Here is a 13,027-nt window from a genome sequence, read left to right on the forward strand (position 1 = left end):
GTTACCCAGTACACGATGGAGTGAAATTCGTACCGGCTCTACAACTCGTATGGGCCCACGGCGTTGTTTCCGGTGCGGGCGGGTTGCCCGTGAACTCCTCCGGAAGGCAGGGAACTCATGCGTCACAGTCGTCGGAACGGCTTGATCGCGGCGGTGGTCGCGGGAGGTGGAGTGGCGGTCGTGGGGGTGAGCGGCTTCGCTTACGCCGATGCGGACGCGGGCGGCGCCGCCCAGCAGTCGCCGGGCCTGCTCTCGGGCAACCTGGTGCAGTTGCCCGTGCACACGCCGGTCAACGTGTGCGGCAACACCGTGAGTGTCGTCGGAGTACTCAACTCGGCCACGGGGAACCGCTGCGTCAACGACGCGCACGTCGACGGCGGCGGTCATCAGGGGTCGGGGGCATCCCGGTCCGGGACCTCCGCGCACGGCTCGGCACCCGGGGCCGGAAACGGTTCGGGTGCGGTCGCCCAGGGGCGCGGAAAGGATTCTCCGGGGGTGCTGTCCGGCAATGGCATCCAGCTTCCCGTCGACCTGCCCCTGAACATCAGCGGCAACTCCGTGAGCGCGGTCGGCGTCGGCAACGCAGCCGTCGGCAACACCTCCGTCAACGGCGGGCCCAGCGGGAGCGAGCCCGTCCAGCCGCCCGCTGCCCAGCCGCCCGCTGCCCAGCCTCCGGTCACCCCCCGGCCGATCATCGCGCCGGCCCCGCAGCAGCCCGCAGGCGCGCTGGCCCACACCGGCGCCGACGCCGTCGGCTACCTGCTGCCCGGCGGTGGCGCGCTCCTGCTCGGCGGGGTACTCCTCTACCGCCGTTTCCGCGTCGGCTGAGACAGGACGGAGCCCTGTCCCGGGCTCAGCCGGTCTGTTCCGGCAGGAGCGCCCCGGCCGCTGACTCCGGCCGAGCGCGCCAGCCGCCCAGGATCGCGTCGATCCGCGGCGCCAGGCGGGCCCGCGCCGTGAAGCGGGGGACCCCCGCCATCAGCAGCGCGTCGTACTCGGTGTCGGTGTGGCGCACGGCCGCCCGGACCGCCACCGACACCGCCTGCTCGTCGAGGGCGCGGCCGGCCGCCGTGCGACCCACCCGGCCGCTTCCCCGCAGGGAGGCGTGCGCGGCGATCGCACGCGCGCGGTCGGCGGGGATCCCGGGGAACAAGCGCAGGATCTCGGAGGCGAAGGCCGCCGTGAACCGGGTGTCCTCGGCCGCGCGGCGCACGCGGTCCCGTTCCCGGCGGCGGGCCCGCGCATCGGCGTCGGCCAGACAGGCCCGCTCCGCGCGCGCCAGGGCCTCCTCCTCCACCAGCAGCCCCTGGCGTTCGTAGCGGTGGCGCCGCTTGTGGAGGCGCACCACGACGGCCGACAGTGAACTGGCCTCCCTGGCCCGCCGGGTGAGCGCCGCGTTACCTCGCGGCAGGTACACCAGGTGCCCGAGGTCGGCGCAGTCGAGACAACGGGGTACACCCGCCTCGCGGACGAGGTGCCGCAGCGGCCCCCGTCGGCACTCGGCGCACTGGATGTGCTTCTGCGACTCGAAGACGACGAGACTCATGACGGAGTGATACCGCCGTTCGGTGCGCATATCACCTTACGGATAGCGGTTGTTGGCTTTTCATTAATTCGGTCTGGACGTCATCAGGTCCGCCTAACGTGACTCGGATGGGCCGTTCGGCCCCTGGAGGAGGGGTACATGGGTGGGTGGCAGGCGACGGTACGGCGTCCGAGACGGACCGAGGCTTCGGACCTCACGGGCCGGGAGATCGTCATAGGGCCCGGGGAGTGCACGGGGTGGCACTACCACGACGTGCCGCTGATGGCGGTCGTCAAGTCCGGGACGCTGACCCGGATCCTGCACGACGACACGGTCGAGGTGCACCCGGCCGGGACCACCTTCGTGGAGCCGCCGGGGTCCGACCACATCCACCTGGGCCGCAACCTCGGCACCGAACCGGTCGTGCTCCAGGTGACCTGTTCCCTCGCCGAGGACGCCCCCTGGTCGGTAGCGACCCCGGCCCCGGCCGCCGCCACGCCCTGCGGCTGCCCGGGCCACGCCGGGTGAGGGGGCCCGCCGCGCCCGGTCGCCCTGCCGGTCACACCAGTCGGCGTATCTCCCCGCGCACCCGGTAGAAGCCCCCCGGCGAAGCGTGCAGCCCGTCCACCACGTACCGGGCGCCGGCCTCCCGTATGCCGCGCGGGAACTGCACGTTCCACGAGGGGTCGAAGCCCCCCGACACCACCTGGACCCGGACCCGGCTCCCCTGGCGTACGCACTCCACCACCACGCCGTCCGCCGGCGCGCAGGCCACCGAGACGGTCGCCACCGCAGCGGGCGACGCCGCCGGGGCGAAGACGGGCAGAGCAGCAGCCGACTTCACATCCACCGCGGCCGGGACCGATCCCTGCTGGGCCGCCGTGATCGCCGCCTCGCTCGCGTCCACGCACACCAGCGAACCGTCCGTGGTCACCAGGTACAGCCGCTCGTCCAGGTACTGCATGGACAGCGCGGCGCCGCTGCCCGTGCCCAGCTTCCACAGCCGCCGCCCCGACGCGTCGAAGCAGTAGACGGAGGAGGACAGGTCGCCGGCGAACACGTGGCGGCCGTCCGGGGAGGTCGCGCACGAGTACACCGCCGCGTCACACCGGTAGGAGGCCTCCACCGCGCCCGTCGCCTTCGACAGCCGCTGCACGGTGTTGCGGCCGGTGCCCGCGTACACCGCGGTGTCCTCCTGCCAGCCGAACAGCACCGATCCGTCGGTCGTGGTGTGCCACAACTCGCCCCCGCCGTCGGCGGCGTAGGCCGTGACGCCTGCGGTGTGGCCGTGGTAGACCGCCCGCTCGTCCGCCCGGACCATCCAGGCGTTGGACCCGGCCGACCGGCGCGACCACTGGAACTCCTCCTCGTGGTCGATGACGGTCAGCCCACCGCTGCGGTCCGAGACGTTCAGGACGCCCTCACGGATGTCCAGCCAGAAGATGTCCACATCGGCGGCTATGTCGTACGCCCCGAACGGCACCTTCGAAGACAGGTCGTACACCGTGCCGTCATCACAGCCGGCGTAGATCCAGAACTCGTCCGCCACCAGGCACTTCACGCCGTCCGGCAGCGAGTACCGGGCCAGCACCTCACCGCCGTGGCTCAGCGTGTAGACGTCCCCCGCCTGATTGCCCACCCAGCAGCGGTCCTCGTCCACATGGATGCCGAAGGCGGAGGAACCCGTACGGAAGCGCCACAGCACCGGAGCCACCGCACGCGCCGTCGACGGGGCCGAGGTCACCTGTCTGCGGGTCACCGACCGCGCCGCGCGGGCTCCCCGTACCGCAGGGGCGTAGCCCTTGCGGATCTTCTCGCCTATCTTCTTCGCTGCGGCCGCCCGGGCCTTCTCCGCCGTGGGGAAGGAGGAGTTCTGGAGCTGGCCGTCCGCGCCGATGCGGCCGTACCGCACGCAGACGGCCGTGCCGTCCACGGTCACCTCGTAGAACTTGTGCGCACCCGCGCCGTCCTGCGACAGCTCCAGGTACGTCGTCTCCCGCGTCATGACAGACCCCTCCCCAAGGCCGGGCCGACGGCTTCCGTTCGCGTCGGTGATCCCTCGTGAAAAACGCTACGGGCCACCACTGACAATGGGCTCGTGCAGCTGGAACCGATCACCTGGCAGCGGCTGGCCGAGCGGCTCGCCGATCACCTCGACGCCCGCGGACCCGCCGGGGAGGAGGCGAACCGGCTGCGGGTCGGCATCGACGGCGCGCCCGCCGCCGGCACCGGTTCGGCGGCGGAGGACCTCGCCGAGGCGCTGCGTGCGCGCGGCCGCCCGGTCCTCGTGGTCGCCGCCGACGGCTTCCTGCGACCGGCCTCGCTGCGCTTCGAGTTCGGGCGCGAGGACGTGGACGCGTTCCTCGGCGGCTGGTACGACACGGCCGCGCTGTGGCGCGAGGTGTTCGGCCCCACCGACCCGGGCGGGTCCGGCAGGGTGCTGCCCGACCTGTGGGACCCCGTGACCGACCGGGCGACGCGCAGCCCGTACACCGCACTTCCGCCGGGCGGCGTGCTCATCGTGCACGGCCCGCTGCTGCTGGGCCACTGGTTCCCCTTCGACCTCAGCGTGCACATCCGGCTCTCCCCGGGGGCGCTCGCCCGCCGCACCGAGGAGTCCGCGCGCTGGACCCTGCCGGCCTTCGCCCGCTACGAGGCCGAGACCGACCCGGCAGCGCAGGCCGATGCCGTCGTCCGGGCGGACGACCCCCGCCACCCCGCCTGGACCGGTGTCCGAGGAGCGGCCGGCTGACGGGCTCCGGCCCCGCGCCGTGCCGCACCGTCACGGACGTCCCTACTCTGCAACAGCCCCGTCCGCGCCCGGTGACGAACCGGATCAGGCCATCGTCGTGGCCGATAAGCGCGGGCTACGTTGATGAGGACGCTTCAACGGCTGCCCTCACACGGCGCCTTGGCAGAGGGAGACGGCAATGAGCAGAGGCCCCAAGGCAGCGGCACTGACCGCGCTGGCCCTGTGCGCGACCCTGGCCCTGACGGGCTGCAACGGGGACACGGACGCGGGGGCCGCCGGCTCGACGCCCGGCAGCACCCCCAGCGCCACCCCCGCCCTGCCCTCCGCCCCGGCCGGCGGTGCGCTGCCCTCCCCGGCGAAGCCCACGGCGAAGGCGACACCGGCCGCGTCCGCGTCCGCCACCGCGCCCGGCAAGCCCAAGCCGTCGCCTCCCGCACCCGCCTGCGCCTCCAAGGACGCAATCTCGCCGAACGAGATCGCCGTCTACCGCTACACCCCCGAGGGCGGCCAGTACAGCCTGATCATCAAGCGCGGCCACTGGGGCTGCCCGGTCGCCGGCGGCGCCACCCCCTTCGTGACCGTCGGCGAGGAGACCTGGATCCCGATCGCCGAAGACGCCGGGATCGGCGTCCACGCCCCCATCCTCTCCGGCTCCGCGAACAAGCCGATCACCACGCACGAGCTCATGTCCTGGCTGGAGACCCACCCGAACAAGGGCCTGGTCTTCCACTACGACGTGAACAAGGCGGGCGTGATCGTCACCCTCGGCCAGGAGGAGTACACCTCCTAGGCCCGCCCGAGGCCGAAGACGCCTCCTGCGGGCGCCCGCCCAGCCGGGTCACCGCACGCGCGGCTGCCCGGCACCCGGCCCGTGCCGCGTCCGCAGGGCCCGCGCCCGCGAGCCGGGCCGCCAGGAACCCGCCGGTGAACGCGTCCCCGGCCCCCGTCGAGTCCACGGCCTCGGCCGGCTCCGCCGACACCTCGGCGGTCACTCGGCCCGCCTCCGCCACCAGCGCCCCGGCCGCACCCCGGGTGACCACCACCAGCGGTATCCGCCGGCTCAGTTCCGCCGCCGCGCGCGCCACCCCGGCCGGCTCCGGCAGCCCGGCCAGCAGCCCGGCCTCGTCCTCGTTGGGCAGCAGTACGCCCGCCCCCGCCACGGCGGCCATGAAGCGCTCCGGGCCCAGCGCGGCCAGGAACCCCGCCGAGGCCGGGTCCACGCTCACCGGCACGCCCCGGGTGCGCGCCGCCCGCAGTGCGACCAGGGCCAGCTCCCGGCTGGAGTCGGCGAAGAAGAGGTACCCCGACAGGTGCAGGTGCGAGGCACCGTCGAGCAGGGCGGGCGCCCAGTCGGCGGGGGACAGGCGCAGCGAAGCACCGCTGTCGGTGAGGAACGTGCGCTCCGCGTCCTTGCCGACCAGCGCCACCACCGTGCCCGTCGGCTCCTCCCGGTCGATCACCAGCTTCGGCCGCACGCCGGCGTCGACCAGGGCGCGCTCGTGCCAGCGCGCCGATTCCGCCCCGACCCGCGCGAGGAGGCGTACCTCCGCCGTACCGGTGCGGGCCGCCCAGCAGGCCGCGTTCGCCCCGGCGCCGCCGGGCAGGGTCCTGATCCGCGCCGCCGTGTCGGTGGCCGGCGCCAGCGGCTGCGGATGCACCGCGACCACGTCCGTCACCACGTCCCCGACGACCAGCAGCGCACCGGCCCGGACCGGCCGTTCGCCGGTCATGCCCGGGCCGCCCAGGCCCGGGCGATGCGGGCGCCGAGCCGGACGTTTCCGCGTACCGCCGCCAGGTTGGCCTCCAGAGAGGCCCCGCCCGTCGCCCGCACCAAGAACCCCAGCAGGAACGGGGTCACCGCCTGCCCCGTGAGCCCCCGCTCCCGGCATTCCGCGAGGGCCTCGGCCAGCACCCGGTCGTGGAGCTCCGGATCCAACTGCTCCGCCTCCGCCACCGGATTGGCCACCAGCAGCGCGGACTCCGGACCGCCGAGGGCGTCCTGGGCGGCCATCACCTGCGCCACCTCCTCCGGGCGGTACACCGTCCAGTCCACCGGCTCGCCGGAGCTGGCGAGGTAGAAGCCGGGGAACCGGTCCGTCCCGTAGCCGAGCACGCCCACGCCCAGGGTCTCCAGCCGCTCCAAGGTCGCCGGGACGTCCAGGATCGACTTCACCCCCGCGCACACCACCGTCACGCGCGTGCGGGCCAGCAGCGAGAGGTCCGCCGACTCGTCCTGGCTCTGTGTCCACTGCCGGTGTACGCCGCCCAGCCCGCCCGTGGCGAAGACCCGCAGCCCCGCCCGCGCGGCGAGGAACGCCGTCGCGGACACCGTCGTCGCCCCGGTCGCGCCCGTCGCGAGGGCGGGCGCCAGGTCGCGGTGGCCGAGCTTGCGCACGCCCTCGCCGCTCGCGATCCGCTCCAGCCCGGCCTTGTCGAGGCCCGCGTACGCCACTCCGTCCAGGACGGCGACCGTCGCCGGAACCGCGCCCTCCGCCCGGACCAGGGCCTCCAGTTCCAGGCCCACCGCCAGATTGCGGGGACGGGGCAGGCCGTGGGCGATGATCGTCGACTCCAGGGCGACGACGGGCCGCCCCGCTTCGAGCGCTTCGCGCACCTCTTCGGACAGGACCGGTACCCCGGGCGACGCGGCTGCTGTGTGCGGTGACATGTCCCCATCCATGGCACGGGAGCGCCACCCGCAAACGCGCGCCTTCGCGTCCGTACCCGCGCCCTGGACAGGATGACGCGTTCCGTACGCCCGCGCTGGACGCTCTGGCCACCCCGCGGGCCCCGGCACCGGCCCTACGCTTGCGCCCCATGAGCACCAGTGACCACAGCGCCCGCCCCGCTTCCTTCGCCGTTTGCCTGCCGGACGTCCCGGACGCCGAACTGGAGGTGGAGGAGCTGGATCCGGCCCGGATCGTCTCCGGTGAGCCGGTCGTGACCGGCAAGGTGCTGTGGGAGGCCGAGGACGGCTCGCAGATCCGCGGGATCTGGCAGATCACCCCCGGAGTGGTCACCGACACCGAGGCCGACGAGCTGTTCGTGGTCGTCAGCGGCCGCGCCACCATCGAGGTCGAGGGCGGCGCGACCCTGGAGGTCGGCCCCGGCTCCGCCTGCGTGCTCCGCGAGGGCGACCGGACGACCTGGACCGTCCACGAGACGCTGCGCAAGGCCTACCACATCAACTGCTGAGCGCCGCCGTGGAGCCTCGTCCTACGCGTCCGCCTTCGCCGGTCCGGGGTACCGGCGGGCCGTGAACAGGCCGAGCGCCGCCACCGGCAGCAGCAGCGCTGCGCCGATCGCGTTGAGCCAGCCGTAGCCGGCCTGGGACATGACCAGACCTGCCGCCGCGCCGCCCACCCCCGCGGCGGTGTTCATCGTCAGGTCGCTCAGCCCCTGTACGGCGGCCCGCGCACCCTGCGGAACCGAGTCGGTCAGCAGCGCCGAGCCGGACACCATCCCGGCGGACCAGCCGAGCCCGAGCACGAACAGGCCCAGCGCGCTCTGGCCGTGGCGGTCGCCCGCCGTGCCCGCGAGCAGCGCGGCGAGCGACAGCAGCCCGGCCCCGAGCCCGATCACGGACAGCCGGCCGATCCGGTCCGCGAGCCACCCCATGAGCGGGGAGAAGGCGAACATGCCCGCGATGTGGCCACTGATCACCAGGCCCACCAGTTTCAGGTCGGCGCCGTGGTGACCGAGGTCCATCGGGGTCATCACCATGATCGACACCATGGTGGTGTGGGACACCGCGACGGCGAGCAGGCCCAGGCGGGCCCGCGGTGAGGCCTTGACGGCGGCGAACCCGGCGCGCAGCGAGCGGCCCGCGGCGGGGCCGGCCGCCGGCGCCGACAGCGCACGCGCCGTCAGCAGCGGGTCGGGCCGCAGGAAGACGGCGAGCAGCGTGCCGGTGAGGACGAAGACGACGGCGGCCCACAGGAAGGGGCCCGCCGTCCGGGGTATGGAGGTGCCGGCGAAGGCGGCGCTGGCCGGGGCGGAGAGGTTCGGTCCGGCGACGGCCCCGATGGTGGAGGCCCACACGACGACGGAGATCGCCCGCGCACGGCGGTCGGGGGCCGCGAGGTCGGCGGCGGCGAAACGGGCCTGGAGGTTGGCGGAGGAGGCCGCGCCGAAGGCGGCCATGCCCAGCATCAGCAGCGGGAAGCTCTTCACCGACGCGGCCAGCACCACGAGGAGGGCGCCGCAGGCACCGATCCCGTAGGCCAGCACCAGTCCGGGGCGGCGCCCGCGCGCGGTCATGAACGCGGCGAGCGGCAGCGAGACCAGGGCGGTGCCGATCACGGCGGCGGTGGAGGCGAAGCCGGACAGGGACTCCGTGCCGCCGACCTCGGTGGCCAGAACCGGCGCCAGGGCGATGCTGATGGGCACGCCCAGACCGCCCAGCATCTGACTGGCGATCAGCACGCCGGTGATCCGCCGCCGCAGCCGGGGCAGCTCCGCCGCCGTGACCGGCGCGTCGGTGCGCTCCGTTCCGAGGGACGCCGTCACGCCCGACACCCCCCTCGCGGCAGCAGAACGCGCACGGCAGGGGCGAGGTGACCGCGAGCGGCAGGGGCGGGGCCACCGCCCACGGCGGCAGGGGCGAGGTGACCGCGAGCGGCGGCAGAAGTAGTCACCGCGGCAGTTTCCCACCCCTTACCGGATGGCGGAACCCGGCGGGAACCGACCCCTGGGCAGCGGCTCGGGCAACCCGTCAGAACAGCGGTTCGGGCAGCACGCCCTCCAACGCGAGCAGGATCCGCTTGGCCTCCACCCCGCCCCCGAAGCCCCCGATACCGCCATCGTTCTCCACGACCCGGTGACAGGCGACCACCACCGGCAGCGGATTGGAGCCCATGGCGTTGCCCACCGCCTGCGCCGCACCCGGCTGCCCGACCCGGGCGGCCAGTTCCCCGTACCCGACGACCTGGCCGTAGGGCACCGACCGGTCGAGCTCCAGCAGCACCTGGCGGTTGAACCCGGAGCTGAGCCGCCAGTCCAGCGGCAGTTCGAAGCGCCGCAGGGAACCGGCGAAGTACGCCTCCACCTGGCGTATCGGCTCCGCGAGCAGCACTTCCCGGCCCGGCCGCGGCCGCCAGGGGTCCGCGCCGAGCCGGGAGACCAGCGAGCCGATCATCCGGTCGATCCGGTCCGGCCCGGCATGGAAGCCGACCCGGACCAGGCCCTCCGGGGTCGCGGCAAGGAGCAGGGGGCCGACGCCGCCCGCGACGACCGTCCATTCGAGGTGCGGCCCGCGGGGCCGCTCGGAGCTGTCCACCCGTCCACCGTACGGCCCGCCACCGACAGCCCGGGCCCGGCGCGGACCACGGCCTGCGGATCAGAACCAGCCCACCGCGTCCCGGACGACGTCGGGCGCGTTGGTGATGATCCCGTCCACGCCCATGCCCTGGACCTTGCGGGCCGTCGCCGCGTCGTCCACGATCCAGGTGTCCACCTCCATCGCCTTGCCGTGCGCGCCCCGCAGCCGGTGCACCGCCGCGACCCAGTCGGCCGAGATCGTGGTGTGCCACGGGTTGATCCGGTCGGTGAAGGCGGCGTAACGGGGCAGGTCGGCGACCTTCGGGGTGCCCAGGAAGGCCGTCACGATGTCCGGGCGCATGCCGTGCACGACGCGGATGGAGTCGGCGCTGAAGCTCTGCACCACCAGCCGGCGCCCGACGTGCGCCTCGTCGAGCCAGCCGAGGCGGTCCAGCAGGTCGAGGGTCTGCGCTTCGATGCCCGGGTAGAGCTCCGGCTTCTTGATCTCCAGCAGCAGCCGCTGCCGGTTGCGCTGGACCCGGTTCATGTAGTCCTTGAGGGTCGGTACGCGGGCACCCGCGTACTCCTCGCTGAACCAGCTGCCCGCGTCCAGCCGGGCGATCTCCGCGGCCGTGAAGTCCTTCACCAGCCACGGCTTGCGGCCGGGAAAGACCTGCTCGACATTGGTGGTGCGGGCCAGGCTGTCGTCGTGGATCACCACGAGTTCGCCGTCCTTGGTGCGCTGGACGTCGTTCTCGACCCAGGCGATGCCCAGCCGCATGGCGAGGTCGATCGACTCCAGGGTGTTCTCCGGGGCGTACGCCGAAGCCCCCCGGTGGGCGTACACGACGGGCGCGGACAGGCCGAGCGGGCCACCGCCCCCGGCGGGCCGGGGCGCGGGACCGGCGGCGGACGCGGCCGTCGTGCCGAGCACGGTGAGGGTCAGGCCCAAGAAGGCGGCTGCGGCCGCGGCGGCGGGTCGGACGACGTACATGCGTTCTCCTCGGGTCGTGAGCCCCTGCCCCTGCCTCAAACAGGCGCGAAGCGACAGACGTTGCGGCGATGCACTTCACGGCTATGCAGTTGACGGCGATGCACTTCACGGAGATCTGCCCCATGGAGATCCGCTGTATGGCGATCATGGGTGTGAAGATCACCGGGCCGCCACCGAACTACGACAAACGGACCAGGCCGCAGGGGCCCGGACGAGTACGGCGCACGGCCGGGCCGCCCCGGCCGGGTCCCCGCCGAGCCCCGCCCGGCCCGCGCCCGCAGGCGCGAATGCGTGAGTGTCAGTGCGGGGTCGTACGGTGGAGTCATGCGGCCCGTATCGAAGATCGAACGCACGGTGGCGCCTTTCGAGGTCGTCAGCCCCTACCAGCCCAGCGGCGACCAGCCGGCGGCCATCGCCGAGCTGGAGAAGCGCATCCGTGCGGGTGAGAAGGACGTCGTACTCCTGGGTGCGACCGGCACCGGCAAGTCGGCGACCACCGCCTGGATGATCGAGCGCCTCCAGCGCCCCACCCTGGTGATGGCCCCGAACAAGACCCTCGCCGCGCAGCTGGCGAACGAGTTCCGCGAGCTGCTGCCCAACAACGCCGTCGAGTACTTCGTCTCGTACTACGACTACTACCAGCCCGAGGCGTACGTCCCGCAGTCGGACACCTACATCGAGAAGGACTCCTCGATCAACGAGGAGGTGGAGCGGCTGCGCCACTCCGCGACCAACTCGCTGCTGACCCGGCGCGACGTCGTCGTCGTCGCGTCCGTGTCCTGCATCTACGGCCTCGGCACCCCGCAGGAGTACGTCGACCGGATGGTGGCCCTCAAGGTCGGCGAGGAGATCGACCGGGACCAGCTGCTGCGCCGCTTCGTCGACATCCAGTACACGCGCAACGACCTGGCCTTCACCCGCGGCACCTTCCGGGTGCGCGGCGACACCATCGAGATCTTCCCGGTCTACGAGGAACTGGCCGTACGCATCGAAATGTTCGGCGACGAGATCGAGGCGCTGTCCACCCTGCACCCGCTGACCGGCGAGGTCATCAGCGAGGACCGCGAGCTGTACGTGTTCCCCGCCAGCCACTACGTCGCCGGCCCCGAGCGCATGGAGAAGGCGATCATCGGGATCGAGGCCGAGCTGACCGAGCGCCTCGCCGAGCTGGAGAAGCAGGGCAAGCTGCTGGAGGCGCAGCGGCTGCGCATGCGCACCACCTACGACTTGGAGATGATGCGCCAGATCGGGTCCTGCTCCGGCATCGAGAACTACTCGCTGCACATGGACGACCGCGCGCCCGGCTCCGCCCCCAACACCCTCATCGACTACTTCCCCGAGGACTTCCTCCTCGTCATCGACGAGTCCCACGTCACCGTGCCGCAGATCGGCGCGATGTACGAGGGCGACGCCTCGCGCAAGCGGACCCTGGTCGACCACGGCTTCCGGCTGCCGTCGGCGCTGGACAACCGGCCGCTCAAGTGGGAGGAGTTCCAGGAGCGGATCGGCCAGACGGTGTACCTGTCGGCCACCCCCGGGAAGTACGAGCTCTCGCGCGGCGACGGCTTCGTCGAGCAGATCATCCGCCCCACCGGCCTCATCGACCCCGAAGTGGTGGTCAAGCCGACCGAGGGCCAGATCGACGACCTGGTGCACGAGATCCGGCAGCGGACGGAGAAGGACGAACGCGTCCTGGTCACCACCCTCACCAAGAAGATGGCCGAGGACCTCACCGACTACTTCCTGGAGCTCGGCATCCAGGTCCGCTACCTGCACAGCGACGTCGACACGCTGCGCCGCATCGAGCTGCTGCGCGAGCTGCGCGCCGGCGAGTACGACGTGCTGGTCGGCATCAACCTGCTGCGCGAGGGCCTCGACCTGCCCGAGGTGTCCCTGGTGGCGATCCTCGACGCCGACAAGGAGGGCTTCCTGCGCTCGGGGACCTCCCTCATCCAGACCATCGGCCGCGCGGCGCGCAACGTCTCGGGCCAGGTCCACATGTACGCGGACAAGATGACCCCGGCGATGGAGAAGGCCATCGACGAGACCAACCGGCGCCGCGAGAAGCAGATCGCCTACAACACGGCCAACGGCATCGACCCCCAGCCGCTGCGCAAGAAGATCAACGACATCGTCGCCACCATCGCCCGCGAGGAGCTCGACACCGAGCAGCTGCTCGGGACCGGCTACCGCCAGGCACGGGACGGCAAGGGTGCGAAGACGCCGGTGCCCGCCCTGGGCGGGGCGGCGTCCGTCGCCGGCGCCAAGGGGAGCAAGGCGAAGGGTGCCAAGGGCGCGAAGGCGGCCGAGGTGCTGACCGACCGTCCGGCGGCCGAACTGGCCGCGCTCATCGAGGAGATGACGCAGCGGATGCGGGCCGCGGCGGCCGAGCTCCAGTTCGAGGTCGCGTCCCGGATCCGGGACGAGGTCGGCGAGCTCAAGAAGGAGCTTCGCCAGATGAGGGAAGCGGGCCTCGCCTGACCCGGGGCCGGTCAGT

Annotated in this window: 13 protein-coding genes; 6 read left to right on the forward strand and 7 right to left on the reverse strand. The window is 73.0% G+C overall.

What is annotated here, in order from left to right; genetic code table 11:
* The first annotated feature begins 117 nt into the window (after positions 1-117).
* Complete coding sequence (locus tag OG861_RS23435) at positions 118-828, forward strand: chaplin (protein WP_329194353.1); 711 nt, start codon at positions 118-120, stop codon at positions 826-828.
* A gap of 25 nt (positions 829-853) precedes the next feature.
* On the opposite strand, the gene OG861_RS23440 is transcribed toward OG861_RS23435, so the two are convergent.
* Complete coding sequence (locus OG861_RS23440) at positions 854-1,546, reverse strand: DUF2293 domain-containing protein (protein WP_329194351.1); 693 nt, start codon at positions 1,544-1,546, stop codon at positions 854-856.
* A gap of 138 nt (positions 1,547-1,684) precedes the next feature.
* Here OG861_RS23440 and OG861_RS23445 point away from each other — a divergent pair, with 138 nt between their 5' ends.
* Complete coding sequence (locus OG861_RS23445; RefSeq protein WP_329194349.1) at positions 1,685-2,053, forward strand: cupin domain-containing protein; 369 nt, start codon at positions 1,685-1,687, stop codon at positions 2,051-2,053.
* Between the two features lie 31 nt (positions 2,054-2,084).
* On the opposite strand, the gene OG861_RS23450 is transcribed toward OG861_RS23445, so the two are convergent.
* On the reverse strand, positions 2,085-3,530 hold the full coding sequence (locus OG861_RS23450; protein ID WP_329194347.1) for a WGR domain-containing protein: 1,446 nt from the start codon (positions 3,528-3,530) through the stop codon (positions 2,085-2,087).
* A gap of 93 nt (positions 3,531-3,623) precedes the next feature.
* On the opposite strand from OG861_RS23450, the gene OG861_RS23455 reads away from it, so the two are divergent.
* Both OG861_RS23455 and OG861_RS23460 read left to right on the forward strand, forming a co-directional pair.
* Complete coding sequence (locus OG861_RS23455) at positions 3,624-4,277, forward strand: uridine kinase (protein WP_329194345.1); 654 nt, start codon at positions 3,624-3,626, stop codon at positions 4,275-4,277.
* A gap of 178 nt (positions 4,278-4,455) precedes the next feature.
* Entirely contained in the window at positions 4,456-5,067 is a 612-nt protein-coding gene (locus tag OG861_RS23460; RefSeq protein WP_329194343.1) for a hypothetical protein, read from the forward strand.
* Here OG861_RS23460 and OG861_RS23465 read toward each other — a convergent pair.
* Entirely contained in the window at positions 5,036-6,007 is a 972-nt protein-coding gene (locus OG861_RS23465) for a carbohydrate kinase family protein (RefSeq protein ID WP_329194341.1), read from the reverse strand. The genes OG861_RS23460 and OG861_RS23465 overlap by 32 nt on opposite strands.
* The gene (locus OG861_RS23470) at positions 6,004-6,945 is read right to left on the reverse strand and encodes a pseudouridine-5'-phosphate glycosidase (RefSeq protein WP_329194339.1); all 942 of its coding nucleotides are present in this window, start codon (positions 6,943-6,945) and stop codon (positions 6,004-6,006) included. Before OG861_RS23470 ends, OG861_RS23465 begins: the two co-directional genes overlap by 4 nt.
* Before the next feature lie 149 nt (positions 6,946-7,094).
* Between OG861_RS23470 and OG861_RS23475 the strand changes: the two genes are divergently transcribed.
* On the forward strand, positions 7,095-7,472 hold the full coding sequence (locus OG861_RS23475) for a cupin domain-containing protein (RefSeq protein WP_329194337.1): 378 nt from the start codon (positions 7,095-7,097) through the stop codon (positions 7,470-7,472).
* A gap of 21 nt (positions 7,473-7,493) precedes the next feature.
* Here OG861_RS23475 and OG861_RS23480 read toward each other — a convergent pair whose 3' ends face one another.
* The 3 genes from OG861_RS23480 to OG861_RS23490 all read right to left on the reverse strand — a co-directional run bounded on the left by OG861_RS23480 (position 7,494) and on the right by OG861_RS23490 (position 10,530).
* A complete protein-coding gene (locus OG861_RS23480; RefSeq protein WP_443056476.1) occupies positions 7,494-8,795 on the reverse strand; it encodes an MFS transporter in 1,302 nt (433 codons plus the stop codon).
* Between the two features lie 196 nt (positions 8,796-8,991).
* Positions 8,992-9,555, reverse strand: a complete 564-nt coding sequence (locus tag OG861_RS23485; RefSeq protein WP_329194334.1) for a methylated-DNA--[protein]-cysteine S-methyltransferase — start codon at positions 9,553-9,555, stop codon at positions 8,992-8,994.
* Between the two features lie 60 nt (positions 9,556-9,615).
* The gene (locus OG861_RS23490; protein ID WP_329194332.1) at positions 9,616-10,530 is read right to left on the reverse strand and encodes a glycerophosphodiester phosphodiesterase; all 915 of its coding nucleotides are present in this window, start codon (positions 10,528-10,530) and stop codon (positions 9,616-9,618) included.
* Positions 10,531-10,854: 324 nt separating this feature from the next.
* On the opposite strand from OG861_RS23490, the gene uvrB reads away from it, so the two are divergent.
* Complete coding sequence (uvrB, locus tag OG861_RS23495; RefSeq protein WP_330261854.1) at positions 10,855-13,011, forward strand: excinuclease ABC subunit UvrB; 2,157 nt, start codon at positions 10,855-10,857, stop codon at positions 13,009-13,011.
* Positions 13,012-13,027: the final 16 nt, after the last annotated feature.

Source organism: Streptomyces sp. NBC_00539, from assembly GCF_036346105.1.
GTDB lineage: Bacteria > Actinomycetota > Actinomycetes > Streptomycetales > Streptomycetaceae > Streptomyces.

Coding starts and splice junctions, on each gene's coding strand:
- OG861_RS23435 (WP_329194353.1), top strand. CDS start 118: ATGCGTCACAGTCGTCGGAACGGCTTGATCGCGGCGGTGGTCGCGGGA.
- OG861_RS23450 (WP_329194347.1), bottom strand. CDS start 3,530: ATGACGCGGGAGACGACGTACCTGGAGCTGTCGCAGGACGGCGCGGGT.
- OG861_RS23475 (WP_329194337.1), top strand. CDS start 7,095: ATGAGCACCAGTGACCACAGCGCCCGCCCCGCTTCCTTCGCCGTTTGC.
- OG861_RS23490 (WP_329194332.1), bottom strand. CDS start 10,530: ATGTACGTCGTCCGACCCGCCGCCGCGGCCGCAGCCGCCTTCTTGGGC.
- OG861_RS23445 (WP_329194349.1), top strand. CDS start 1,685: ATGGGTGGGTGGCAGGCGACGGTACGGCGTCCGAGACGGACCGAGGCT.
- OG861_RS23440 (WP_329194351.1), bottom strand. CDS start 1,546: ATGAGTCTCGTCGTCTTCGAGTCGCAGAAGCACATCCAGTGCGCCGAG.
- OG861_RS23460 (WP_329194343.1), top strand. CDS start 4,456: ATGAGCAGAGGCCCCAAGGCAGCGGCACTGACCGCGCTGGCCCTGTGC.
- uvrB (WP_330261854.1), top strand. CDS start 10,855: ATGCGGCCCGTATCGAAGATCGAACGCACGGTGGCGCCTTTCGAGGTC.
- OG861_RS23465 (WP_329194341.1), bottom strand. CDS start 6,007: ATGACCGGCGAACGGCCGGTCCGGGCCGGTGCGCTGCTGGTCGTCGGG.
- OG861_RS23470 (WP_329194339.1), bottom strand. CDS start 6,945: ATGTCACCGCACACAGCAGCCGCGTCGCCCGGGGTACCGGTCCTGTCC.